This is a genomic window from Afipia sp. GAS231 (assembly GCF_900103365.1).
Classification (GTDB): domain Bacteria; phylum Pseudomonadota; class Alphaproteobacteria; order Rhizobiales; family Xanthobacteraceae; genus Bradyrhizobium.
In genome coordinates, this window is sequence record NZ_LT629703.1 from 6284837 (window position 1) to 6309288 (window position 24452).

The window sequence follows — 24452 nt, forward strand, 5'->3', positions numbered from 1 at the left end:
AAAAAATGAGCGACGCCCCCGTTATCGACCCCACCGCCTATGTGCCGCCGAAAGTCTGGACCTGGAACAAGGGGAGCGGCGGCCGCTTCGCCAGCATCAACCGCCCGATCGCGGGGCCCACGCATGACAAGGAGCTGCCGGTCGGCAAGCATCCGTTCCAGCTTTATTCGCTGGCTACTCCCAACGGCGTCAAGGTCACCGTGATGTTCGAGGAGTTGCTGGCCGCGGGCTTCAGCGGCGCGGAATACGATGCCTGGCTGATCCGGATCGACGGCAACCAGTTCGGCAGCGGCTTTGTCTCGATCAATCCGAATTCAAAAATCCCGGCGCTGATGGACCGCAGCGGGCCTGTCCCGATCCGGTTGTTCGAGTCCGGCGCGATCCTGGTGCATCTCGCCGAAAAGTTTGGCGCGTTTATGCCGACCAGCGGCCAGGCCCGCGCCGAATGCCTGTCCTGGTTGTTCTGGCAAATGGGCAGCGCGCCATTTCTCGGCGGCGGCTTCGGTCATTTCTACGCCTACGCGCCGACCAAGATCGAATACGCCATCGACCGCTACGCCATGGAGGTGAAGCGCCAGCTCGACGTGCTCGACCGTCATCTCGCCGACCACGAATATCTCGCAGGCAAGGACTACACCATCGCCGACATGGCGACCTGGCCGTGGTACGGCAGCCTTGCCAAGGGTCTGCTGTACGGCGCCGGCGAATTTCTTTCCGTCGATGACTACAAGAACGTGCAGCGCTGGACCGACACGATTGCCAAGCGCCCGGCGGTGCAGCGCGGCCGCATGGTCAACCGCCCGTTCGGTGATCCCGCCAGCCAGTTGCACGAACGCCATGATGCGTCCGATTTCGATACTAACACGCAGGACAAATTAGACGCCGCCGCTGCTAAAGCGTGATGCTTCCGTACCTCGCCCCGCTTGCGGGGAGAGCGCAGGCCGCCTTTGGCGGCCGTTCTTATCGAACGCCGAGGGCGAAGCCTCGGCTACGGCCGAAGGCTTCGGGTGAGGGGGCTCTCCGCGAGTCCGAATGCGCTGAGGCACCCCCACCCCAACCCTCCCCCGCAAGCGGGAGAGGGAGCGCAGCAGCGTTTGCTGATGCACTCGGATTCATTGCTGCAATTTGTAGAACTCGCTGCGCAATACGGGACGCGCTCTTCTCCCTCTCCCGCTTGCGGGGGAGGGCCGGGGTGGGGGCGCCGCACGGGGACTCTATCGAATAGCCGCCGTCTTCTGTGTCCACTGCGACCGTGTTACAGAGATTGCAACGAAAACAAAAACGAGGAAATCCGCCATGGGCTTTTTCGAAAACGGCGCCGTTCGCATTCATTATCTGGAAGCCGGCTCCGGTTTCCCGCTGCTCTTGATCGCGGGCGGCGGATTGAACTCGACCATTGAAGGCATCATCGGCGCCTATCCGCCGTTCAACGCCATGGCAGAGTTCAAGGCCGAGCACCGCTGCGTCGCCTTCGACCTGCGCAACGCGCCTCCCGGAAAATCGACCGGGCCTCTTGAGGTGGATCGTCCCTGGGATGCCCACACCGACGACCAGCTTGCGCTGATGGATCATCTCGGCATCGACAAGTTCATGGTGCTGGGTTTTTGCATCGGCGGCCCGCTGATCTGGAATCTCTTGAAGCGCGCGCCGGACCGGATCGTGGCCGGCGTGTTGGTGCAGCCGTCAGGATCGCGTCCCGAAATGCGCGACCTGTTCTACCAGAACAACATCAAGGGCTGGGCGCCGCAGTTGATTGCGCAACGGCCTGATCTGACGATGGAGCAGGCCGAGAAATTCCTGACCAAAATGTACCGCAACGATCCCGACTTCGTGTTCACCGTGACGCGGGATTTCGTCCGCCAGTGCCAAACGCCGGTGCTGGTGCTGCCCGACGACGTCCCGGCGCATCCCTATGACGTTGCGATGGGGACCGCGATGCTGGCGCCGAACGCCGAAGTCAGTATGTTCCCGTGGAAAGAACCGAAGGAGCGGATCCCGCTGGCAGTACGCCAGATCCGCTCGTTCCTGCGCGCACACCGGCCGGAGACCGTCTGACTTCGTAGGGCGGATTAGCGCAGCGTAATCCGCCCTTCCGAACATAAGGTGGCGGGTTACGCTTCGCTAACCCGCCCTACATTCTCTACTTCGTCGCCCCCTCGGCCGGCGGAAACACCACGCGGTCGTCGGTGCGGCAATAGCGGTCGGCGAACATGCGGCCGATCGGGTGATAGCGCTCCATGTGCACGCGCATCGCGTCGTGGTCCCACAGGTCGTCGCGGATGTGGAACTGGATGCCTTCGCCCATGATCAGCATGCGGTCGCCATTGACGTCGATGGTCTTCCAGGTCTTGCACTCCATCGCAAACGGCGCGTCGGTGAGGCGCGGCACCGCGATCCTGGTCGAGGGCGCGAGTTTCAGATTGAGGTAATCCGGCTCGCCGATGTCAGGCGGAAAGTCGCCGCTTGATTCATGCATCGCTTCCGCCAGCGGCTCGTCGGTCAGGTTGACCACGAATTCGCCTGTGCGTTCGATATTGAGCTGCGTGTCCTTGATGCGGCCGTCGGGGCGGCGGTTTGAGGCGAACATGCAGAGCGGCGGATCCTCGCAGAACACGTTGAAGAAACTGAACGGTGCGGCATTGACCACGCCTGATGGACCCACCGTCGTCACCCATGCGATCGGCCGCGGCAGCACGAACGACGCCAGCACCTTGTAGCGCTCGCGCGGTTTTAGGTCGGACGGGGCGTATTGCATGGGATTCCCTGTTGGCCGGGATTTTCATCTCGCCACTGACGGCAGCGCGTAGGGCGGATTAGCGAAGCGTAATCCGCCGATCGCGAGGCAGAGCGGCGGGTTACGCCTTCGGCTAACCCGCCCTACGACCTTACCCCTACGGCATGCTCAGTTCATGGCGGCCGACCACCATCCAGTGCACTTCATCCGGACCGTCGGCGAAGCGCAGGTGGCGGACGTCCTGGTACATCTCGCCGAGCGGGCTCCAATGCGAAATGCCGGTGGCACCGTGCATCTGGATCGCCTGGTCGATGATCTTGCAGGTGCGCTCCGGCACCATGGCTTTCACCATGCTGACCCAGATCCGCGCTTCCTTGTTGCCGAGCACGTCCATCGCCTTGGCCGCTTTCAGCACCATCAATCGCATCGCCTCGATTTCGCAGCGCGCCTGCGCGATGATCTGCATGTTACCGCCGAGATGGGCGATCTTCTTGCCGAAGGCTTCACGGGTGAGGCCGCGCGACACCATCAGGTCGAGCGCCTTCTCTGCCTTGCCGATCGTGCGCATGCAGTGATGGATGCGGCCCGGTCCGAGCCGCACCTGCGAGATTTCAAAGCCGCGGCCTTCGCCGAGCAGGATGTTTTCCTTCGGCACCCGGCAATTGTTGAAGCGCAGGTGCATGTGGCCGCGCGGCGCGTGGTCGTGGCCGAACACGTGCATCGGGCCCAAAATCTCGACGCCGGGGGTGTCGATCGGCACCAGGATCTGCGACTGCTGCTTGCTCGGCGCAGCGTCCGGATTGGTCTTCACCATCACGATCATAATCTTGCAGCGCGGATCGCCGGCGCCGGAGATGTAATACTTCTCGCCGTTGATCACCCACTCGTCGCCGACCAGTTTCGCGGTGGTCGAGATGTTCTTGGCGTCCGACGAGGCCACGTTCGGCTCGGTCATCGCGTAGGCGGAGCGGATTTCGCCGGCCAGCAGCGGCTTCAGCCACTTGTCCTTCTGCGCTTTCGTTCCGACGCGCTCCAGCACTTCCATGTTGCCGGTATCGGGCGCCGAGCAATTCATGGTCTCGGAGGCCATCGGATTCTTCGCAAGCTCGACCGCGATATAGGCGTAGTCGAGGTTTTTCAGGCCCTGGCCGGTCTCATCGTCGGGCAGGAAGAAGTTCCAGAGGCCGACTTCCTTGGCCTTGTCCTTGGCCTTCTGCAGACACGCAAGCTGCTCCGGCGTAAAGCTCCAGCGGTCCTTCTTGTTTTCGCCGAGCTTTGCGAACTCGACCGACATCGGGTCGACGGTTTCGCGGATGAACTTCTTGACGTGCTCGTACAGCGGACGAACCTGCTCCGACATCCGCAGGTCGTTCAGTTCCTCTTCCGGATTGAGGTTGTAGGTCGTGGTACGCGGGATGTAGGCGTGTTTCATGGATTATTCCTCCCATTTGCGCAGATCGTTTGTCTGCGGGCGCGCGCTTGGCTCGTTGGCCGGCAATGTAGACGCCGGGGAGGGGCTTGTACAAGCGCGCGGCGCGGCGCATTTTTCTCCTGGGGGAATATGACCGTCGGTCCCGACAGGCGTGGAATACCACCCGCCGAACGCATCGGGAACGATCCAAAAAAGATCGCCCGCGCCGCGCGCGGACCTAGCCCAAGGCGACCTGCTGGCGCATGAATGGTCAGCTGTGAGCCGATGCTGAAGGCATAAACTGCAACGGGAGAGATTTCTGATGAAGACCGCCATCACTGAATTGTTCAACATCAAGCATCCGATCATTCAGGGCGGTATGCATTATGTCGGTTTCGCCGAGCTCGCCGCCGCGGTCGCCAATGCCGGCGGCCTCGGCATCATCACCGGCCTGACGCAGCGCACGCCCGAATTGCTGGCGAAGGAAATCGCCAAATGCCGCGACATGACCGACAAGCCGTTCGGCGTGAACCTGACCTTTCTCCCGGCGTTTACCGCGCCGCCCTATCCGGAATATATCGCGGCGATCAAGGAGGGCGGCGTCAAGGCGGTCGAAACCGCCGGCCGCAGCCCCGAGCAATACATGCCGTCGCTGAAGGCTGCCGGCATCAAGGTGATTCACAAATGCACTTCGGTTCGTCACTCGCTCAAGGCCGAACAGATCGGCTGCGACGCCGTCAGCGTCGACGGTTTCGAATGCGGCGGCCACCCCGGCGAAGACGACATCCCGAACATGATCCTGCTGCCCCGCGCCGCCGATGAGTTGAAGATTCCGTTCGTGGCCTCGGGCGGCATGGCCGATGCGCGCAGCCTGGTCGCAGTGCTGGCGATGGGCGCGCAGGGCATGAACATGGGCACGCGTTTCATGGCGACCAAGGAGGCGCCGATCCACGACAACGTCAAGAAGGCGCTGGTCGCGGCCTCCGAACTCGATACGCGGCTGATCATGCGCGCGATCCGCAACACCGAACGGGTGTTGAAGAATCCCGCCGTCGACCATTTGCTCGAGATCGAGCGCGAGAAGGGCGCCAAGCTCAAGATCGACGATATCCACGACCAGGTCGCGGGCGTCTATCCGAAGGTCATGATCGACGGCCAGATGGATGCCGGCGCCTGGAGCTGCGGCATGGTCGCCGGCTTGATCAACGACATTCCGACCGTCAAGGAATTGATCGATCGCATCATGACCGAAGCCGAGTTGTTGATCCGCAGCCGGCTGACCGGTTTCCTCGACGGCGACGCAGCGTCGAAAGCTGCGTAGGGTGGGTTAGGCGAAGCCGTAACCCACCATCCTGATTTGAGCCGTCGGAAAAAGAAGCGGTGGGTTACGCTACGCTAACCCACCCTACGATTTTGCCGCTACGGCAGCGGCATTCCCTTGTTGAAACCAACGAGGTTGCTGGTATCGACCGGCTGCAGATCGCTGACCGTGCTGTCGCCCAGGAACGCGTCGAGCGCGGCCTGGATCGCTTCCTTGGCCTTTTCCGGGCCGCGGTCGCTCATCCAGGTGTGCTGATATTTGGTGTGTACGATGTCGATATTGTCGGCCTTGGCCTGCGCGGGCGTCGGCAGCACGCCGGGGTCGGTCTGGAAGTGTGGATCCTCCGAACGGAACGACAGGATTTTCATCTTGTCGCTGAGCACGAAGGGGACGCGCAGATTGTCCAGCGTGACGACTTTTTTCGTCAGGTCCGGATGCTGCCTGGCGAAATACATTGCGGTGTCGCCGCCATTGGAATGGCCGACCAGCGTCAGGTGATCGAAATCCGCGTTGGGATCGCGCTTCTTCAACTGGTCGACGGCAAACAGGATATTGGCTTCGCCCTTCTTGTAGACGTTGAGCCGGCCGACATAGGGCATCCCCGGCTTGGTCACGAGCGGCGGATCGCCCGGGTTATCCTGTTGGATGCTGACGACCATGTAGCCACGCGCCGCGAACACGTTGGCCAGGAACGAGTACTCCGTGTTCTTGACGGTGTTGCCGTTCGAGATGATGGCGACCGGCAGCTTCCAGTAGCCGGCATCGGCCTTCCACTCGTAATCCCTGCGCACGGCAACGTCGACCGAGACCGGTCGCTTTCGGGCAGCGTCGAACAGATCGAGCGACTCGTGCCGAATGCCCCATTTGCTGATGGCAAAGTATTGCGCGCCGACAACGGCGCACAGGCACGCCAGAACTGTCAAACCGCGCTTCATCGTTTCCGTCCCAAATCACTTCTTTGCAAGATGTAGTGTTGAACACTGCGGGCGGCAGTTCCGGATGCGCTTCGCCGGGCATTAAATTTGCGAAAGCTTGCGGGAGTGGGGGAACCGTTGGCTTCGTAGGGTGGGTTAGCGGCGCGTAACCCACCAACATTTTGCACGGGCGGGAAAGAGGTGGGTTACGGCTTCGCCTAACCCACCCTACGATTCCGAGATTCAACTCGTCATCCGATGAACGGCACAAATCTTGTTGCCATCGGGATCGCGCAAATAGGCGATATAGAGTTTGTTGCCGGCGCCTTCGCGAATGCCCGGCGGATCTTCGCAAGGCGTTGCGCCATGGGCGACGCCGGCCGCGTGCCAGGCGTCGGCCTGCTCGGGCGAGTTGGCGGTGAAGCCGATGGTGCCGCCATTGGCAAAGGTCGCCGGCGCGCCGTTGATCGGCTTCGACACCGAGAACGTGCCTGTTTTGGTGAAGTAGAAAATACGGTGGCGGTCGACCTTGGCCGGCCGGACATCGAGCGTGCCGAGCAGCGCGTCATAAAACGTCTTGGCCCGGTCCAGGTCGTTGGTGCCAATCATGATGTGCGAGAACATTCTTCAGTCTCCTCCCCAAGTAAGGTGTCCCGGACGTTTGATCTGGCCGGGTAAACGGCCCTTCAGCGGCGCCGCCATTCGACGCTAACAGCACCGATCGGCTTTCGGAAGCGCGCGGCGTAGCAGATTTTACTCCCGTGCGGCCCCTGGCAGGGCCTCCGCATCCCACGTCGTCGGGTTTTGCCTGCAGGCAGGGCAAACCGCCTTGGGCAAAGGCAATATGGCGGTAACATACTGTTGATTAAGCATTATTCGGCGGGGCTGCCATTCGCGAACGTCGCTTGTGCAATGCAGCAAAAATCGTACAACGGAGGCTGACCCGCAAAGGAATTTAAGTGTCCGATATCAATGCCGACGCCTGGGTATCCTCAGGCCACCGCCCGATGGGCTTTCCCGAATTCGTCGTCGTCATTGCCTCGATCATGGCGCTCAATCCGCTGGCGATGGACATGATGCTGCCGGCGCTGCCGAACATCGGCTCGGCCTTCCACATCACCGTCGCCAACCGCCCGCAAATGGTGCTGTCGACCTTCCTGCTCGGCTTCGGCGTCGGCCAGTTCGTGATGGGGCCGCTGTCCGACCGGTTCGGCCGCCGCCCGGTGCTGCTCGGCGGCATGGCGGTCTACTGCGTCGCCAGCCTGCTCGCGATTGCGGCGCCGTCCTTTGAAACCTTGCTGCTGGCGCGCGCGCTGCAAGGGCTCGGCACTTCGGCCACCCGCGTCATCGCCGTCTCGATCGTGCGCGACTGCTATGCCGGCCGCAAAATGGCGAGCGTGATGTCACTGGCGATGATGGTGTTCATCGCCGTGCCCGTGATCGCGCCGTCGTTCGGCCAGGCGGTAATGCTGCTGGCGCAATGGCGCGGCATTTTCATCGTGCTGATGCTGTATGGCGTGGCGGCGCTGGTCTGGAGCGCGCTGCGGATGCCGGAGACGCTGCCGGTTTCCGAGCGCAAATCCATCGCCATTCGCGACGTGCTGGGCGCGTTCCGCCAGACCGTGACCAACCGCCAGACGTTCGGTTATGCGCTCGCGGCCGGTGGCGTGATGGGCTCGCTGTTTGCCTTCGTGTTCTCGTCGCAGCAGATTTTCACCGAGATCTATCACCTCGGGCATTACTTTCCGCTGGCCTTCGCGGCGATCGCCGTCGGCGTCGCGATCGCGGGCTTTCTCAACGCAAAAATCGTCGGCAAGGTCGGCATGCGCGTGATGTCGCATACCGCGCTGGTGATCTTCGTCGCCGTGGCCGGGATCATGTTCGCGGCGACCCGACTGAACATGCTGCCGCTCGGGTTGTTCATGCCGCTGGCTGCCATGATGATGTTCGCCTTCGGCCTGATGATGGCGAACTTCACCGCGCTCGCCATGGAGCCGCAGGGCCATATTGCCGGCACCGCGTCGTCGCTGTATGGCTCGATCACGACGCTGCTCGGCATCGGTATCGGCGCCACCATCGGCCAGGATTATGACGGCACGCTGGTGCCGTTCACGACCGGCTTCTTCCTCTGCACGCTGGCCGCGCTTGGCGTCGTGCTGGTGGTGGAAAAGGGCCGGCTGTTTCGGCCGCACAAGTTTGTCGTAAGCTAGGCCGCGCGCGGACCAGGCCGGTTATTCGGTACGTCCTGATTGGGTAGGCTGCCGAGCGACCATTGGCCCCATGCGGGCAAAAACCTCTTTCGGCACGCCGTATTGCCGCATCATGCGCACGCTGTCGTTGAAGCCGCAGGACTCGCGCTGCACGACGAACAGCCAGAGCGCATAACCGGCCTGCTCAACCAGTTTGCGGCGGGTTTCGCGATCGGAGTCCTCACGCGGACAAGCGGCGAGCGCCGCCAGCGCGTCCTCGAGCCTGCGCCCGAGCCGCCCAAGGGCCGAGGCCTTTTCCTGGGCCAATTCATCCTGGAGAACGGCGTATCCGGAACGAAGAATATCCAGCGTCACAGCGGCGTGCGTCCTGCGTGAATCCTGTCTGAGCTTATTCTATGGGTCGGCAGGGTGCTGTTCAAGGCAGTCACGCCACCATCATCATGGTCAGGGCGGCCTCACTATCTCCACCCACATTGCGAGGAGCGAAGCGACGCGGCAATCCATCTTCCCGTACAAAGAAAGAATGGATTGCTTCGCTTCGCTCGCAATGACGCGGAGAGGGCGCCGCGCTCCAACCAATCCTCAAAACGCCGTGTAGCCGCCGTCGATCACGAACGTATCCGCCGTATGGTACGACGATGCCTTGCTCATGATGTAGACCGCAATGCCGCCGAAATCGGTGGGCTCGCCGAAGCGGCGCACCGGAATGCGCGGCATCACGTTGGCGACGAACTTGTCGTTGGCCATGATGTTGGCAGTCATGTCGCTCTTGATCCAGCCAGGCAGGATCGCGTTCGCAGTAACACCGTAGCGCGCCAGTTCGACGGCGAGCGCGCGGCACAGCGCATTCAGCGCCGCCTTGGTGCCGGCGTAGTGCTCGTTGCGCGCGGTGCCGAACAAGGACGCGAGGCTGGAAGTCGCGACCAGCCGGCCGAACTTGTCGCCGGCTTCGGCGCGCTCGGTCATGTGGCGGGCGGCTACTTGGAACACGTGAAACACGCCGTCGAGGTTGGTCGCGAACATTTTTCGCCATTCTTCCTCGGTGCGGTCGATGAAGGCGCGCCGTCCGCCGCCGCCGATGCCGGCATTGGCGAAGCAGCCGTCGACCCGGCCGAATGTGTCGAGCGTCGCCTTCATCGCAGCCTTCACCGAAGCCGGATCGGAGACGTCGCAGATTTGCGTGGCGACCTTGCCCTTGCCGGAGCTCATGGTGGCCGCCGCGTTCTTGTTCTTGTCGGCGTTGCGGCCCCAGATCGAGACGTTGCAGCCTTCCGCGTGCAGCGCCTGCGCGATGCCGAGGCCGATGCCGCCGTTGCCGCCGGTGATGACCGCCGTGCGGCCGGTGAGGTCGAAGATGCTCATAGCGGTATCCTTTGGGTGTTTCCATTTGGTACGGCGCGCTTTAGATACGCGTCCGATGATGGACAGACGTTCAGGGGCAACCATGGACAAGCCTGTCCGGAAAATCAAATATGGGCCGAAGCCGATCGCGCACAAAAATAGCGCGTAAACACAACTCGCGAGGAAACAATGCAGTTCAAGCACGTCACGCTCGATTTCGATGGTTCAGTGGCCATCCTCAAACTCGATCATCAGGAGGTCATGAACGCGGTCTCGATCGACATGCTCGGCGGCCTCGCCGAGGCGCTGGATGCGATCGAGGAGAAGCGCAGCGAAGTCCGCTGCCTCGTCATGACAGGCGCCGGACGCGCGTTTTGCACCGGCGCCAATCTTCAGGGCCGCAGCAACGCCAAGCCCGGCAAGGTCAATGCCGGTGCCGCGCTGGAAACCGCGTTCCACCCATTCCTGCGCCGCCTGCGCAACCTGCATTGCCCGATCGTGACCGCGGTCAACGGTCCCGCCGCCGGCGCCGGGATGAGTTTTGCACTGATGGGCGACATGATCCTGTGCGCACGCTCGTCCTATTTCCTGCAGGCGTTCCGCCGCATCGGCCTGGTGCCGGATTGCGGCTCGACTTGGCTGTTGCCGCGCATGATCGGCAAGGCGCGGTCGGTCGAACTGTCGCTGATGGGCGAGCGGCTGCCGGCCGAAAAGGCGCTGGAATGGGGCCTCGTCAACCGCGTCCATGACGACGCAGCGCTGATGGAAGAAACCATGAAGATGGCGCATGATCTGGCGAACGGCCCGACGATTGCGCTGTCGCTGATCCGCAAGCTCTATTGGGACAGCCCGGAAAATTCCTACGAGGAGCAGCTTAACCTCGAATTCGAATCGCAGCGCATCGCGGGCGCCGCGGAAGATTTCAAGGAAGGCGTGACGGCGTTCCTCGAAAAGCGCCCCGCGAAATTCAAGGGAAAATGATTCAAGACACATGATCGAACAGCAACTCGGACGCTGTGTCGCCTCGTTCTATCCGGGAGCGACCGGCGTCACTGGCGCCGCAAAACTTTCCGGCGGCGCCAGCCAGGAGACCTGGAGCTTCGACATCGTCCATGCCGGCGGCACGTCGGGCGCGATCCTGCGCCGCGCGCCACCGGGCTATGGCGCCTCGCCGGGGCGCGCTGCCGGGCTCGACGCCGAGGCGACGCTGATGCAGCTCGCGCATGATGCGGGCCTGCCGTCGCCGCGCGTGATGCATGTGCTTGTCCCAGAAGACGAACTCGGCACCGGCTTCATCATGCAGCGGATCGAAGGCGAGACCATCGCCCGCAAGATTTTGCGCGATGAGGAATTTGCCAAGGCCCGCCCGCTGCTGGCGCGGCAGCTCGGCAGGGTGGTTGCCGGCATCCACGGTCTGCCGGCGGCGAAACTGCCAAAGCTGCGCGAGATGACGGCGACCAAAGAGATCGCCGATCTCGAACGCGAATACCGCAGCTTCAACTGGCCGCGGCCGGTGTTCGAGCTGGCGTTACGCTGGCTGCGGGAACGTGATCCCGGACCGTCAAAAGAAGTGACGCTGGTGCATGGCGATTTTCGCCACGGCAACCTGATCATCGGCTCCGACGGCGTCCGCGCGGTGCTGGACTGGGAGCTCGCGCATTTCGGCGATCCGATGGAGGATTTGGGCTGGATCTGCGTCAACTCCTGGCGCTTCGGCGAGATCGACAAGCCGGTCGGCGGTTTTGGTTCGCGCGAGGATCTGTTCGCGGGCTACGAGGAAACCGGGCGCACCTGCGATCCCGATCGCGTGATGTTCTGGGAAGTGATGGGCACGCTGCGCTGGGGCATCATGTGCTGCGGCATGATGCAGCGGTTTCGTCAGGGGCCGGATCATTCGATGGAGCGCGCCATGATCGGCCGGCGCTCGTCGGAAACCGAAATCGATTTGTTGCGGCTGTTAGCCCCGCGGGCATGATCCCGAAAAGTGGGAACCGGTTTTCGGATCAGATCATGCCCAAAAAAGATGAGGAAATGATGCAGGACGAACCGACACCGACCGAATTGCTCAAGGCAGTCGCCGATTTCCTGCGCAACGAAATCACGCCCGCGATCAAGGGCCACAACGCCTTCAAGCTCCGCGTCGGCATCAACGCGCTCGATCTCGTGACGCGGCAACTGACGCTGGCTGATGATGGCGACGCGGCGGAACACACCCGACTGAAGCAGTTGCTCGGCGCCGACGGCTCGCTGCTCGAACTCAATCGCGCGCTGTCCGACAAAATTGCAAAGGGCGAGGTCGATCTGCAGACGCCGGGGCTGTCGGAGCATCTGTGGCAGACCACGATGGACAAGCTCGCGGTCGATCAGCCGAACTACGGGTCGTATAAAAGGGAGCTGGGGAATAAGTAGGGCGGGTAACCAACTCTCCCCGTCATTGCGAGCGAAGCGAAGCAATCCATCTCTCAGCACAAAGAAAGATGGATTGCTTCGTCGCTTCGCTCCTCGCAATGACGGCGAGAAACTACCTCCCCAGCCACTTCGGCGGGCGCTTCTCTGAAAACGCCTTCGGCCCCTCGATGTAATCCTGCGAGGCCGCCATCGCCTTCACCGCGGGGTACTCGCGCTGCTCGGCGATTGCCTGTTCCAGCGAGACTTCGAGGCCCTTCTGGATCGCCTGCTTGGAGGCGCGGATCGACATCGGCGAGTTCTTGGCTATGGTCTCGGCCCAGCGCTCGGCGGTTGTCATCAGTTCATTCAGCGGCACCACTTCGTTGACGAAGCCGAGTTCGAGGCCTTCCTTGGCCGAAACATGGCGCGCGGTCAGGATCATGCCCATGGCGCGCTTGAGGCCGATCTGGCGCGGCAGGCGGTGCACGCCGCCGGCCAAAGCGGCGAGGCCGACGCGCGGTTCGGGCAGCGCGAAGGTGGCGTTGTCGGAAGCGATGATGAGGTCGCAGGCCAGCGCGATTTCAAAACCGCCGCCCATCGCCACCCCGTTGACGGCGGCGATGATCGGCTTGTCGCAGTCGAAGCGCGAGGTGAGGCCGGCGAAGCCGCCCTTGTCCCAGCCGCGCTTGCCGCCCGCCGCCTGCCATTTCAGGTCGTTGCCGGCGCAGAATGCCTTGTCGCCGGCGCCGGTGACGATCGCGACCCACTGGTCGGGATCATCAGAGAAATCGTCGAATACCTTGTTGAGTTCGAAATGCGCCTCGATATGCAGGGCGTTGTACACTTCCGGGCGCGACAGCGTGATGATCGTGATCGGTCCCTTGCGCGTGACCTTGGAGAATTTCAGATCCATGTTCGCTCCCGTGTTGATTTTCTGTGTCGAAGAATATTGCGCGATACTAGCGCCTGCTCGGCTGATGATACCATCCAATTACGCAACGCGCCCGCGCGTGCCAAGCGGTATTCGCTCGCTTGACTTGTCCTTGACTTGGACCGGGTATTCCAACCTTAATCGATCCAGGCAAAGGCGCCTCGCAGCGCCTAAACGCAAATCATAAAATCAACAGTTCCGGGAGAGACCGCCTTGGATTTCGCACTTCCCGCCGACCTCGTCGCCTACCTCGACGAACTCGACCGCTTCATCATCAGCGAGATCAAGCCGCTGGAAGCGGCCAATGACAACATCCGCTTCTTCGATCACCGCCGCGAATGGGCGCGCACCGATTTCGACAATGGCGGGTTGCCGCGGCATGAGTGGGAAGCGCTGCTGCGGAAGGCCAAGAATCTCGCCGACGCCGCCGGCCATCTGCGCTTTGCCATCCCGAAGCGTTACGGCGGCAAGGACGGTTCCAACCTCTGGATGGCCGTGATCCGCGAGCATTTTGCGTCACAAGGCCTTGGCCTGCACAACGACCTGCAGAACGAGCATTCGATCGTCGGCAACCTGCCGATCGTCACCATGCTCGACCGCTACGGCACCGACGAACAGAAAGCGATGATCGACGGCTCGATCACCGGCAAGTACCGCATCACCTTTGGCCTGACCGAGCCCGAGCACGGCTCCGATGCGACCCATATGGAAACCCGAGCCGTCCCGGCGACGCGCGACAACGTCAAGGGCTGGATCGTCAACGGCCAGAAGATGTGGACGACGGGCATGCATGTCGCGACCCATTGCGCGCTGTTTGCCCGCACGTCGGGCGAAGGCGGCGACGCCCGCGGCATCACTTGCCTGCTGGTGCCCGCGAAAGCCGAGGGTGTGAAGGTCGAGGAGTACATGTGGACCTTCAACATGCCCACCGATCACCCGCGCGTCAGCTTCACCGATGTGTTCGTGCCCGATGACGCGCTGTTCGGCGAGGTCGGCCGAGGCCTGTCGCTGGCGCAGTGCTTCGTGCACGAGAACCGCATCCGGCAGGCGGCGAGTTCGCTGGGCGCTGCGGTCTACTGCATCAACGAAAGCGTGAAGTATGCGCGCGAGCGAAAACCGTTCGGCAAGGCGCTGGCCGAGAACCAGGCGATCCAGTGGCCGCTGGTGGAGCTGGCGACGCAGGCCGAGATGCTGCGGCTCTTGATCCGCAAGACGGCATGGGAGATGGACAAACTGACCCAGGCGGAGGTCGAGCACACGCTGTCCGACAAGGTCTCGATGTGTAACTTCTGGGCCAACCGTCTGTGCTGCGAAGCCGCCGACCGCGCCATGCAGGTGCATGGCGGCATGGGCTACTCACGCCACAAGCCGTTCGAGCACATCTACCGCCACCACCGCCGCTATCGCATCACCGAAGGCAGCGAGGAAATCCAGAAGCGCAAAGTCGCGGGATTCCTGTTCGGGTATATGGGAGCGGGGAAGCATTGATATCTCCGCCGTCATTGCGAGCGCAGCGAAGCAATCCAGTCTTGCTGCAACGAAGCCTGGATTGCTTCGTCGCTTCGCTCGCAATGACGAACTAATTCACCTGACGATCCTTGCCCGCCCAATACGGATCGCGCAGATTTCGCCGCAAAATCTTCCCCGACGGATTGCGCGGCAGCGCTTCGAGAAAGTCGACGGACTTCGGCGTCTTGAACCCCGCGATGCGTTCGCGGGTGAAGTTGATGATGTCGGTCGCGGTCGCCGCCTTGCCCGGCTTCATCACCACCACCGCCTTGACCGCTTCGCCCCATTTGTCGTCGGGGATGCCGATCACGGCGGCTTCGGCCACATCGGGATGGTCGCAGATCGCGCTCTCGACTTCGGCGGGATAGATGTTCTCACCGCCGGAGATGATCATGTCCTTGATGCGGTCGTGGATATAGAGGTAGCCGTCCTCGTCCATGTAGCCGGCATCGCCGGTGCGCAGCCAGCCGTCGGCACCAAGCGTCCTGGCGGTCGCCTCCGGCAGGTTCCAGTAGCCGGCCATGTTCGAGCCCGAGCGGGTGGCGATCTCGCCGACTTGGCGCGGCGGCAGCGGCTTGCCGTCGGCGTCGATAATCGCAAGCTCGATGCCGGGCAAGGCCTTGCCGGCGGAACGCATGCGTTCAAGTCCCTCGACATGGTCCTCGGGCGGCAATGCGACGATGGTGCCTGTGGTCTCGGTCATGCCGTACATCTGCACGAAGCCGCATTTGAAAACCTCAATGCACTCCTTCAACAGCGCTGCCGGGATCGGCGAAGCGCCGTACAGCATGTATTTCAGCCGCGAGAAATCAACCTGCCGCGCGCGGGGCTGCCGCACCACGAACTGCATCGCGGCCGGTACCATGAAAAGTTTCGTAATCCCGGACTGCTCGAAGAAATCCAGCACCTTGGTCGGGTCGAACTCGCGCGCGATCACGCCCTTGGCGCCGTGATAGAGGCCCATCACGCCCCAGCCGCTGCCGCCGATGTGGAAGATCGGCATCGCCACCAGCGAGACGTCGTCGGTCGACCACCGGTTCCATTCGGGCTTCTCGGCCTCGTTGCCGCTCTGCACCAGATTGAGGAAGTTGGCGTGCGACAGCATCGCGCCCTTGGGCTTGCCTGTCGTGCCGGAGGTATAGAGCTGGATCGCGATCTCCTTCGGGCTGATCGCGACGTTGGGATCGTCCGGACTCGCAGCATCCCGCCATGCCGTAAAATCCTGCCATTCCGGCGCGCCGCCCTCGGTGGTGATGATATGCCGCACCTCGGGCAATTGGGGCTTGAGGTTACGGGCTTGCGTCACGAATTCCGGTCCGACGAACAGAACCGGCGCCTTGCAGTCGCTAACGATGAAGGCGACCTCCGGTCCGGCGAGGCGCCAGTTTACCGGCGCCATCACCACATTGGCCTTGATCGCGCCCATCAGCAGCTCGAAATAGGTGTCGCTGTTCTTGCCGAGATAGGCGATGCGCTCGCGCGGTTTGACGCCGAGCGCTACAAGCGCGTTGGCGACGCGGTTGGTCTTGATGTCGAATTCGGCGAAAGAAGTGTGGCGCCCCTCGAACTCAAAGGCCAGCGCATTACCGCGGCTGCAGGCGCGCTCGCGCACCATCTCGGCCAGGTTGGCCGGTTGCTGTGTGGACATGTCTCTCCCGTAACGTCGTATTTTCGTTGCGCGGAGTTTGGCGTCATCCGGCAACAAAGACAATACGGGATCGTGTCCTCGGCGTTTAACGTTGTCGTCCCTGCGAACGCAGGGACCCATACGCCGCGGCCCATCGGCAAGACGATGGAGCGAGCTGCCTTCGTGACAACTAACAACGGTGGTTATGGGTCCCTGCGTTCGCAGGGACGACTGCGATCATCCCCGCGCGGCGCGGTCCTTTTCGTTCTGCGCCTTGATCGAATCGCGCGCCGTGTTCCAGTCGGCGTCGCTCCAGTCGCGCAATTGATAGAAGTTGCCGCCCATCGCCAGCGCCTGCGCGCCGTCCATGGCGATGGTCTCGCCGTTGATCCAGTCGCAGCCGCCGGAGATCAGGAACACCGCCAGATTCTGCAACTCCTCCATGGTGCCGACCCGGCCCATCGGGTTCTGCGCCTTGGTGCGAGCGCCGGCCTCGTCGCCGGGCTTGATGCGCTTGCTCATGCCCTCGGTCGGGATTTCGCCCGGGGCGATGGTGTTGAGGCGGATGCCGTATTTGCCCCATTCGACTGCGAGCGACATCGTCATGGCATGGATCGCGGACTTGCTCATCGCCGACGGCACCACATAGGGCGAGCCGTTGCGCACCCAGGTCACGGTGATCGACACCACGTTGCCGGGCAGTTTCGCGGCGATCCAGCGCCGCCCCACCGCATGCGTCACGTAGAAGGTGCCGTGCATCACGATATTGGCGACCGCGTCGAAGCCGCGCGGCGAGAGTTCTTCAGAACGCGAGATGAAGTTGCCGGCGGCGTTGTTGATGAGATCGGTGAGGGGACCGGCGGCAGTCCAGATCTGCTCGACCATCTCGTCGACCGCCGTGGCGTTGCGGATGTCGACGCCGTGGCTGACCACGCGGCCGCCGTGCAGGTCCATCAATTCGGTCGCGGTCTCGTCGCACACGCTCTTGCGGCGGCCGCAGATATGAACCTCGGCACCGAGGCTGAGAAAGCGCTCGGCCATCGATTTGCCGAGGCCGGTTCCACCTCCGGTGACGAGAATGCGCCGCCCGGCGAGAAGCTGATCGTTGAACATCGTTTCCACCCAAAGGAATTGTCTGTTAATTGGTCGATTGACTAAATCCGGACAACGCCGTTCTGTAAAGCGGCAACAAGAATACTGCGGAGGAAAATTCTCATGGAGCAACGCGTCTCGATATCGATTGCGGACGGCGTCGCCGACGTGCGGCTGGTGCGGGCGGACAAGATGAACGCGCTCGATGCCGCGATGTTCGAGGCGCTGGTGGCTGCGACCGAGCGGCTGGCGCATGAAAAGGGCGTGCGGGCGGTAGTATTGTCCGGCGAGGGCCGCGCGTTCTGCGCCGGCCTCGACATGGGACGCTTCGCCGCGATGAAGGAGAGCGGCGGTAACGGGGTAGCCGGCGGCGAGAAGCGCGACCTGTCGATCCGCACCCACGGGCAGGCGAATTTCCCGCAGCAGGCGGTATGGGGCTGGCGTCAGTTGCCGGTGCCGGTGATTGCCGCGATTCAGGGCGTCGCGTTCGGCGGCGGTTTTCAGCTCGCGCTTGGCGCCGACATGCGCATCCTGACGCCGGATGCGCGGATGTCGATCATGGAAATCAAATGGGGCCTGGTGCCCGACATGGCCGGCACGCCGATCCTCGCCAGCCTGGTGCGTGACGATATCCTGCGTGAGCTGACTTACACGGGGCGCATCTTCTCAGCGCAGGAAGCGATGAGCTACGGCCTCGCGACGCGCATCTGCGACCATCCGCATGCTGCGGCGATGGAGCTGGCGCGCGAGATCGCCGGCAAGAGCCCGGACGCGATCCGCGCTAACAAGCGCATGCTGAACAAGCTGTCGGTCGATCCCGGTCCGGCGTTGCTTGCCGAATCGGTCGAGCAACAGAAGCTGCTGGGCAGTCCGAACCAGACCGAAGCCGTCCTTGCCAATATGGAAAAGCGGGCGCCGCGGTTTGCGGAAGCGGGGTGACGAACTCCGTCATTCCGGGATGGTGCGTTAGCACCAGACCCGGAATCTCGAGATTCTCAGATGCGCGATTGCGCATCGTAGTTCGCGCTGCGCGCGCCCCGGAATGACAGCAATACCCGGCACGAGATCGGAAAACGACAATGACAACCTCACCCCTGTTCCACGGCATCATCAGCGGCGCGCGCCGGCGCAGTCATGACGAGGTCGCCGAGCGCGCCGACCGCATCGCCAGCGGACTGCAGAAGCTCGGCGTCAAGCAGGGCGACAGCGTGTGCGTGCTGATGCGCAACGACATCGCTTTCATCGAGGCGGCCTATGCCGCGATGCGGCTTGGCGCCTATGGCGTGCCGGTCAACTGGCACTTCAAGCCGGAAGAGATCAATTATGTGCTGAAGGATTCCGGCTCGTCGGTGCTGATCGCGCATGCCGACATGCTGCATCAGTTGCGCGATGCGATCCCGTCTGGTGTCACCGCGCTCTCTGTGCCGACGCCGCCGGAAATTCTCGCCAACTACAAGATAAATCCGGATCATCTCGGTACGGCGGATTTTGCACTCGATTTCGAACCCTGGCTGGCACAATTCCCGCGTTATGACGGGCCGGCGGTGCCGCAGCCGCAGAACATGATCTACACCTCGGGCACCACGGGCCACCCCAAGGGCGTGCGCCGGTACGCGCCGACGCCGGAGCAGTCCGCCAACGCCGAGCGGATGCGCGGGATGATTTACGGTCTCAAGCCGAATGCCCGCGCGCTGCTGCCGGGACCGCTTTACCACTCCGCGCCGAACTCGTTCGGCCTGCGCGCCGGCCGTCTCGGCGGCGCGCTGGTGATCCTGCCGCGGTTCGAGCCGGAGGAATTTTTGCGGATTGTCGAGCGTGAGAAGATCGACACCATCTTCATGGTGCCGACCATGTTCATCCGGCTGATGAAGCTGCCCGAGGAAGTCCGCAAAAAATACGACATGTCGTCGCTGCGCCATATCATCCACGCCGCCGCGCCCTGTCCGGCCGACGTCAAGCGCGCGATGATCGAATGGTGGGGGCCGGTGATCTACGAATTCTACGGCTCGACCGAATCGGGCGCGGTCACCTTTGCCAATTCCGAGGACGCGCTGAAGAAGCCCGGCACCGTCGGCAAGATATCGCCCGGCGCCGAGCTGCGCTTCATCGGCGACGACGGGCGCGAGCTTCCGCAGGGCGAGATCGGCGAGATCTATTCGCGCATCGTTGGTAATCCCGACTTCACCTATCACAACAAGCCGGAGAAGCGCTCCGAGATCGACCGTGAGGGGTTCATCACCTCGGGCGACGTCGGCTATATCGACGAAGACGGCTACGTCTTTATCTGCGACCGCAAGCGCGACATGGTGATTTCGGGCGGCGTCAACATCTACCCGGCAGAGATCGAGGCGGCGCTGCATGCGATTCCCGGGGTTCATGATTGCGCGGTATTCGGCATTCCCGACGAGGAATTCGGCGAAGCGCTGATGGCGGTGGTCGAGCCGCAGCCGGGGTGACGCTCGATATTGCCTCGGTCCGGGCCCAGCTCAAGACCTCGTTGGCCGACTACAAAGTGCCGAAACACGTCGAAATCCAGGGCAACCTGCCGCGGGAGGATTCCGGAAAAATCTTCAAGCGCCGGCTGCGTGACCCCTATTGGGAGCGGGCAGGGCGGAGGATTTAGACGGAACAGCCGAACCCTCATGGTGAGGAGCGCCTCTTGGCGCGTCTCGAACCATGAGAGCCCGGGTGCAGCCATCCTTCGAGACGCGGCCAAGAAGCCGCTCCTCAGGATGAGGTCCAAATCTGATTTCGCACCGCCTCCATCTTTATCTTGCGCTGCGGCAAAAAAATTGCACACTCGGAAGTGCCGGGCATTTTCTGAGGTAGCCACCCAATGTCTTCCCAGATCGTGTCTTCCCAGACCATGCCTTCCGAGATCGAAATCCGGTCGAATCGCGTCGAGGACGCGGAGGATGCCCGGCTGCGGACCGATATTCGCCTGCTGGGGCGCATTCTCGGCGATACCGTGCGGGATCAGGAAGGCGCCGACGTGTTCGACCTGGTCGAGCGCATCCGGCAGACCTCGATCCGGTTCCATCGCGACGAGGACAAGCAGGCCCGGCAGGAGCTGGAAGCCATCCTCGACAGCATGTCGATCAGCCAGACCCTGCGCATTGTCCGCGCCTTCAGCTATTTCTCTCACCTTGCCAACATCGCCGAGGACCAGAACAACATCCGGCAGATGCGCTCGCGCTCGACCGCGGGCGGGGCACCGCCGCAGGGAACATTGGCGGGAACGCTGGCGAATGCGCGGGCGGCCGGCTTAAAGGCCGCCGACTTGCGGAAATTCTTTGCCGAAGCGCTGGTCAGTCCGGTGCTGACCGCGCACCCGACCGAAGTTCGCCGCAAGAGCACGATCGATCGCGAAATGGAGATCGCTGCATTGCTGGACCGGCGCGAACGCGTCCAGTTGACGCCGCAGGAGATCGAGGCCGACGACGAGCAGTTGCGCCGTGAGGTGCTGACGCTGTGGAAAACCAACCTGCTGCGCCGGACCAAGCTGACCGTGCTCGACGAAGTCGGCAACGGGCTGTCGTTCTACGACTACACCTTCCTGCGCGAGGTGCCGCGGCTGCACTGCGCGCTCGAAGATCGGTTGAACGACGGCAATGGCGGCGCGCACGGCGACCTGGCCTCGTTCCTGCGGATGGGAAGCTGGATCGGCGGCGATCGCGACGGCAACCCGTTCGTGACCGCGGATGTGATGCGCGGCACCTTCAAGCTGCAGTCGAGCCGCATACTGCGCTTCTATCTCGAGGAACTGCATCTGCTCGGCGGCGAACTGTCGATGGCGGCGCATCTTGCCGATGTCTCGAAGGACCTGCGCGCGCTAGCCGAGCGTTCACCCGACACGTCGCCGCACCGGATCGGCGAGCCCTATCGGCTCGCGGTATCGGGTATCTACGCGCGACTGGCGGCAACCGCATTGAAGCTCGATGTCGAAACCAGGCGGCCGCCGGTCGGAGAGGCCGCGCCCTATGACGGCGCAAAGGACTTCAAGGCCGATCTCGACATTCTCTATCGTTCGCTGGTCTCGAACAATTCCGGCGTGATCGCGCGCGGCCGGCTGCGGCAGTTGCGCCGCGCGGTGGATTGTTTCGGCTTTCACCTCGCAAGCCTCGACATCAGACAGAACTCCGCGGTGCATGAACGCACCGTCGCCGAGCTGATCGACGCCGCCACGCCCGGCATGTCCTATCTGGCACTGAACGAAGAGGCGCGGGTGGCGCTTCTCACCAGCGAGCTGCGTAATTCGCGGCCGCTGACGTCGCCGTTCGTGAAATACAGCGAGGAGACGCTCGGCGAACTCGCGCTGTTCCATGCCGCCGCCGAGGCGCATGTGAAGTTCGGTTCGGACTCGATTCCCCAATGCATCATCTCGATGTGCAAGGGGATCTCCGACATGCTGGAGGTGGCGCTGCTTCTGAAAGAGGCCGGCCTGATCCATCCCTCCGGCCGCAGTTCGATCAATATCGTGCCGCTGTTCGAGACCATCGAGGATCTGCAGGCCTCCAGCGCCATCATGGACCGGATCCTGTCGATTCACGATTACCGCAAGCTGGTGGATAGCTGCGGAGCGGTGCAGGAGGTCATGCTCGGCTATTCCGACAGCAACAAGGACGGCGGCTTCGTCACCTCGGGCTGGGAGCTCTACAAGGCAGAGATCGGCCTGATCGAAGTCTTCGACCGCCACCATGTTCGCCTGCGGCTGTTCCACGGCCGCGGCGGCTCGGTCGGCCGTGGCGGCGGGCCGAGCTATGACGCCATCATCGCGCAGCCCGGCGGCGCCGTGAACGGCCAGATCCGCATCACCGAGCAGGGCGAAATCATTTCCAGCAAATATTCCAACAGCGAGGTCGGCCGCAACAATCTGGAAATTCTCGCCGCCGCGACGCTGGAAGCAAGCCTGCTGCAGCCAAAGCACAGCGCGCCATCGGACGACTATCTGAAGGCGATGGAGCAATTGTCGGCGCTGGCCTTCAAAGCCTATCGCGGGCTGGTCTATGAAACCGAAGGGTTTGCGGATTATTTCTGGGGCTCGACCGTCATCAACGAGATCGCGACGCTGAACATCGGCAGCCGCCCGGCGTCGCGCAAGAAGACCCGCGAGATCGAAGACCTTCGCGCCATCCCCTGGGTGTTCAGCTGGGCGCAATGCCGGCTGATGTTGCCGGGCTGGTACGGGTTCGCCAGTGCGGTCGAGGCCTGGATCAAGGAACATCCCGACAAGGGCATGCCGTTCCTGCAGGAGCTTTACCGCGAATGGCCGTTCTTCCGCACCCTGCTATCGAATATGGACATGGTGCTGGCCAAGAGCTCGATCGCGATCGCCTCGCGCTACGCGGAGCTGGTGCCTGACGTCGAGCTGCGCGAGAAAATCTTCGGGCGCATTCGTCGCGAATGGCATGACTGCATCGATTTGCTGCTGAAGATCATGGGTCAGGAGCGGCTTTTGCAGAGCAATCCGCTGCTGGAACGCTCGATCCGCAACCGCTTCCCTTATCTCGATCCGCTCAACCACGTGCAGGTGGAGCTGTTGAAGGAGCACCGCGCGCAGAACCCGGACGAGCAGGTGCTGCGCGGAATTCAGATCACGATCAACGGCATCTCGGCGGGCTTGCGCAATAGCGGGTGAGGCGTTGCGGAGCGGGGCAAGGCTATTGTAACTCGTCATGCCCGGGCAAAAGCGCGAAGCGCGTCTTCGCGCTAGATGACCCGGGCATCCACGACTACTTCTCTGCAAATGACAAAGACGTGGATGGCCGGGTCTAGCCCGGCCATGACGTGGAGTTGATCAGGGCTTCATTGCGCCCTGCACGCCGGTATAGACCGCATAAAGCGACGTCGAGCCGCAGATATAAAGTCTGTTTCGTTGCTGGCCGCCGAAGCACAGATTGGCGACAGTTTCCGGGATGTGGATCTTGCCGAGCAGGTCGCCGTCAGGCGTGTAGCAGCGCACGCCGTCCTCTTTCGGATCGCCCCAACCGACGGAGCACCAAATACGCCCGGCGCTGTCACAGCGCATCCCGTCGGTAATGCTGGGCTTGGGTATTTCCGCAAAGACCTTGCCGCTCGAAACTTTTCCGGACCCGATATCGACGTCGAACACCCGGATATGCGACGGGTTGTCTGGCCCGTCCGTGAAGCCGGTATCGATGACATAGAGCTTCTTTTCGTCGGGCGCGAAGGTAATGCCGTTCGGCTCCACGAAGTCGTCGACGACAACCTTGATGTCACCGGATTTCGGATCTACTCGATAGACGTTTTTCTTTTCCTGCTCAGGGTCGGCTTTGACGCCCTCGTAATAGCCGCCGATACCGTAGACTGGATCGGTGAACCAGATCGAACCGTCGGAAGCGACAACCGCGTCGTTCGGCGAGTTCAGCTTCTTGCCATTATATTTGTCGGCGATGATGGTAATCGAGCCGTCGAGTTCGGTCCGGGTGATGCGCCGGCCGGAATGTTCGCACGTGATCAGACGTCCTTCTCGGTCGATCGTGTTGCCGTTGGAGTTCATCGACGGCTGGCGATAGACACTGAGATGACCGTCGTCCTCTGAAAACCGCATGATGCGATTGTTCGGAATGTCGGAGAACAGCACGTACCGCCCGGCTGCGAAATAAACCGGGCCTTCAGCCCAGCGAAACCCGGTAGCGACGCGCTCAACCGCCATAGTGCCGGCGAAGGCCGGGAAATCCGATGGCCCGAACGATAGCTTGGGTTTGGCGGACTCCAGATGGGAATCCGGATAGCGGCTTCCCGGAAGGGGGCCCAGGGGCAGCGGCTCCGTTGATAACGTGGGGGCGCCTGTTTGACCGAGCGGCGCAACCGAGGCCGCAGAGGCCGTTTTCATTGTCACGGCGGTTGCGGCAAGCGCCGTTGCGCCGCGCAGCAAATTGCGGCGGTCGAGCCCGGCGGGTCGCGGGTCGACGGACGGTTCGAGGTGGTTGGCTGGGTTTGTCATGATTTCC

The 24452-nt window shown here is 62.6% G+C and carries 20 protein-coding genes and 1 pseudogene; 11 read left to right on the forward strand and 10 right to left on the reverse strand.

What is annotated here, in order from left to right:
• The first annotated feature begins 5 nt into the window (after positions 1-5).
• Together yghU and BLS26_RS29600 are read left to right on the forward strand one after the other, a co-directional pair.
• Positions 6-902, forward strand: a complete 897-nt coding sequence (gene yghU, locus BLS26_RS29595) for a glutathione-dependent disulfide-bond oxidoreductase (protein WP_092516029.1) — start codon at positions 6-8, stop codon at positions 900-902.
• A 394-nt stretch (positions 903-1296) separates the two neighbouring features.
• The gene (locus BLS26_RS29600) at positions 1297-2055 is read left to right on the forward strand and encodes an alpha/beta fold hydrolase (protein WP_092516030.1); all 759 of its coding nucleotides are present in this window, start codon (positions 1297-1299) and stop codon (positions 2053-2055) included.
• Between the two features lie 85 nt (positions 2056-2140).
• Here the strand turns inward: BLS26_RS29600 and BLS26_RS29605 are convergent, their stop codons facing one another.
• Both BLS26_RS29605 and BLS26_RS29610 read right to left on the reverse strand, forming a co-directional pair.
• Positions 2141-2755: a flavin reductase family protein gene (locus BLS26_RS29605; RefSeq protein ID WP_092516031.1), complete on the reverse strand. Its 615-nt coding sequence runs from the start codon at positions 2753-2755 to the stop codon at positions 2141-2143.
• Between the two features lie 136 nt (positions 2756-2891).
• A complete protein-coding gene (locus BLS26_RS29610) occupies positions 2892-4166 on the reverse strand; it encodes an acyl-CoA dehydrogenase family protein (RefSeq protein ID WP_092516032.1) in 1275 nt (424 codons plus the stop codon).
• A 301-nt stretch (positions 4167-4467) separates the two neighbouring features.
• On the opposite strand from BLS26_RS29610, the gene BLS26_RS29615 reads away from it, so the two are divergent.
• On the forward strand, positions 4468-5466 hold the full coding sequence (locus BLS26_RS29615; RefSeq protein ID WP_092516033.1) for a nitronate monooxygenase family protein: 999 nt from the start codon (positions 4468-4470) through the stop codon (positions 5464-5466).
• 98 nt (positions 5467-5564) lie between these two features.
• On the opposite strand, the gene BLS26_RS29620 is transcribed toward BLS26_RS29615, so the two are convergent.
• Both BLS26_RS29620 and BLS26_RS29625 read right to left on the reverse strand, forming a co-directional pair.
• Positions 5565-6401, reverse strand: coding sequence for an alpha/beta hydrolase (locus tag BLS26_RS29620; RefSeq protein WP_092516034.1), 837 nt, complete (start codon positions 6399-6401; stop codon positions 5565-5567).
• 222 nt (positions 6402-6623) lie between these two features.
• Entirely contained in the window at positions 6624-7004 is a 381-nt protein-coding gene (locus BLS26_RS29625; RefSeq protein ID WP_092516035.1) for a VOC family protein, read from the reverse strand.
• Positions 7005-7339: 335 nt separating this feature from the next.
• Here BLS26_RS29625 and BLS26_RS29630 point away from each other — a divergent pair, with 335 nt between their 5' ends.
• Entirely contained in the window at positions 7340-8590 is a 1251-nt protein-coding gene (locus tag BLS26_RS29630; RefSeq protein WP_092516036.1) for a multidrug effflux MFS transporter, read from the forward strand.
• A 21-nt stretch (positions 8591-8611) separates the two neighbouring features.
• Here the strand turns inward: BLS26_RS29630 and BLS26_RS29635 are convergent, their stop codons facing one another.
• Together BLS26_RS29635 and BLS26_RS29640 are read right to left on the reverse strand one after the other, a co-directional pair.
• A complete protein-coding gene (locus tag BLS26_RS29635; RefSeq protein ID WP_244541729.1) occupies positions 8612-8944 on the reverse strand; it encodes a DUF6665 family protein in 333 nt (110 codons plus the stop codon).
• Between the two features lie 228 nt (positions 8945-9172).
• Positions 9173-9952, reverse strand: a complete 780-nt coding sequence (locus BLS26_RS29640) for an SDR family NAD(P)-dependent oxidoreductase (RefSeq protein WP_092516037.1) — start codon at positions 9950-9952, stop codon at positions 9173-9175.
• A gap of 168 nt (positions 9953-10120) precedes the next feature.
• Here BLS26_RS29640 and BLS26_RS29645 point away from each other — a divergent pair, with 168 nt between their 5' ends.
• Genes BLS26_RS29645 through BLS26_RS29655 form a run of 3 tightly spaced genes read left to right on the forward strand, consistent with a single transcriptional unit; the run spans position 10121 to position 12340 of the window.
• Positions 10121-10912 (forward strand): enoyl-CoA hydratase/isomerase, encoded by a 792-nt coding sequence (locus tag BLS26_RS29645; RefSeq protein ID WP_092516038.1) that lies wholly within the window; start codon positions 10121-10123, stop codon positions 10910-10912.
• Between the two features lie 10 nt (positions 10913-10922).
• A complete protein-coding gene (locus BLS26_RS29650; RefSeq protein WP_092516039.1) occupies positions 10923-11906 on the forward strand; it encodes a phosphotransferase family protein in 984 nt (327 codons plus the stop codon).
• A 59-nt stretch (positions 11907-11965) separates the two neighbouring features.
• Entirely contained in the window at positions 11966-12340 is a 375-nt protein-coding gene (locus tag BLS26_RS29655) for a DUF6285 domain-containing protein (protein ID WP_092518768.1), read from the forward strand.
• A gap of 112 nt (positions 12341-12452) precedes the next feature.
• On the opposite strand, the gene BLS26_RS29660 is transcribed toward BLS26_RS29655, so the two are convergent.
• Positions 12453-13232, reverse strand: coding sequence for an enoyl-CoA hydratase-related protein (locus tag BLS26_RS29660; RefSeq protein ID WP_092516040.1), 780 nt, complete (start codon positions 13230-13232; stop codon positions 12453-12455).
• 231 nt (positions 13233-13463) lie between these two features.
• Between BLS26_RS29660 and BLS26_RS29665 the strand changes: the two genes are divergently transcribed.
• Complete coding sequence (locus BLS26_RS29665) at positions 13464-14738, forward strand: acyl-CoA dehydrogenase family protein (RefSeq protein ID WP_092516041.1); 1275 nt, start codon at positions 13464-13466, stop codon at positions 14736-14738.
• Positions 14739-14829: 91 nt separating this feature from the next.
• Here BLS26_RS29665 and BLS26_RS29670 read toward each other — a convergent pair whose 3' ends face one another.
• Positions 14830-16407, reverse strand: a complete 1578-nt coding sequence (locus tag BLS26_RS29670) for a fatty acid--CoA ligase (protein WP_092516042.1) — start codon at positions 16405-16407, stop codon at positions 14830-14832.
• Positions 16408-16623: 216 nt separating this feature from the next.
• Positions 16624-17499: an SDR family oxidoreductase gene (locus tag BLS26_RS29675; RefSeq protein ID WP_092516043.1), complete on the reverse strand. Its 876-nt coding sequence runs from the start codon at positions 17497-17499 to the stop codon at positions 16624-16626.
• Between the two features lie 102 nt (positions 17500-17601).
• On the opposite strand from BLS26_RS29675, the gene BLS26_RS29680 reads away from it, so the two are divergent.
• The 3 genes and pseudogenes from BLS26_RS29680 to ppc all read left to right on the forward strand — a co-directional run bounded on the left by BLS26_RS29680 (position 17602) and on the right by ppc (position 23116).
• The gene (locus tag BLS26_RS29680) at positions 17602-18417 is read left to right on the forward strand and encodes a crotonase/enoyl-CoA hydratase family protein (protein ID WP_092516044.1); all 816 of its coding nucleotides are present in this window, start codon (positions 17602-17604) and stop codon (positions 18415-18417) included.
• Positions 18418-18557: 140 nt separating this feature from the next.
• Positions 18558-20101: pseudogene (locus BLS26_RS29685) on the forward strand (acyl-CoA synthetase).
• Positions 20102-20329: 228 nt separating this feature from the next.
• Complete coding sequence (ppc, locus tag BLS26_RS29690) at positions 20330-23116, forward strand: phosphoenolpyruvate carboxylase (RefSeq protein ID WP_092518769.1); 2787 nt, start codon at positions 20330-20332, stop codon at positions 23114-23116.
• 159 nt (positions 23117-23275) lie between these two features.
• On the opposite strand, the gene BLS26_RS29695 is transcribed toward ppc, so the two are convergent.
• Positions 23276-24445, reverse strand: coding sequence for an SMP-30/gluconolactonase/LRE family protein (locus BLS26_RS29695; RefSeq protein ID WP_092516045.1), 1170 nt, complete (start codon positions 24443-24445; stop codon positions 23276-23278).
• Positions 24446-24452 lie beyond the last annotated feature (7 nt).

Bases quoted from the DNA above. Each gene is read 5' to 3' on its own strand.
- BLS26_RS29615 (WP_092516033.1), top strand. From the start codon at position 4,468: ATGAAGACCGCCATCACTGAATTGTTCAACATCAAGCATCCGATCATT.
- BLS26_RS29640 (WP_092516037.1), bottom strand. From the start codon at position 9,952: ATGAGCATCTTCGACCTCACCGGCCGCACGGCGGTCATCACCGGCGGC.
- BLS26_RS29670 (WP_092516042.1), bottom strand. From the start codon at position 16,407: ATGTCCACACAGCAACCGGCCAACCTGGCCGAGATGGTGCGCGAGCGC.
- BLS26_RS29625 (WP_092516035.1), bottom strand. From the start codon at position 7,004: ATGTTCTCGCACATCATGATTGGCACCAACGACCTGGACCGGGCCAAG.
- yghU (WP_092516029.1), top strand. From the start codon at position 6: ATGAGCGACGCCCCCGTTATCGACCCCACCGCCTATGTGCCGCCGAAA.
- BLS26_RS29610 (WP_092516032.1), bottom strand. From the start codon at position 4,166: ATGAAACACGCCTACATCCCGCGTACCACGACCTACAACCTCAATCCG.
- BLS26_RS29655 (WP_092518768.1), top strand. From the start codon at position 11,966: ATGCAGGACGAACCGACACCGACCGAATTGCTCAAGGCAGTCGCCGAT.
- BLS26_RS29605 (WP_092516031.1), bottom strand. From the start codon at position 2,755: ATGCAATACGCCCCGTCCGACCTAAAACCGCGCGAGCGCTACAAGGTG.
- BLS26_RS29680 (WP_092516044.1), top strand. From the start codon at position 17,602: ATGGAGCAACGCGTCTCGATATCGATTGCGGACGGCGTCGCCGACGTG.
- BLS26_RS29620 (WP_092516034.1), bottom strand. From the start codon at position 6,401: ATGAAGCGCGGTTTGACAGTTCTGGCGTGCCTGTGCGCCGTTGTCGGC.
- BLS26_RS29645 (WP_092516038.1), top strand. From the start codon at position 10,121: ATGCAGTTCAAGCACGTCACGCTCGATTTCGATGGTTCAGTGGCCATC.
- BLS26_RS29695 (WP_092516045.1), bottom strand. From the start codon at position 24,445: ATGACAAACCCAGCCAACCACCTCGAACCGTCCGTCGACCCGCGACCC.
- BLS26_RS29650 (WP_092516039.1), top strand. From the start codon at position 10,923: ATGATCGAACAGCAACTCGGACGCTGTGTCGCCTCGTTCTATCCGGGA.
- BLS26_RS29675 (WP_092516043.1), bottom strand. From the start codon at position 17,499: ATGTTCAACGATCAGCTTCTCGCCGGGCGGCGCATTCTCGTCACCGGA.
- BLS26_RS29660 (WP_092516040.1), bottom strand. From the start codon at position 13,232: ATGGATCTGAAATTCTCCAAGGTCACGCGCAAGGGACCGATCACGATC.
- BLS26_RS29600 (WP_092516030.1), top strand. From the start codon at position 1,297: ATGGGCTTTTTCGAAAACGGCGCCGTTCGCATTCATTATCTGGAAGCC.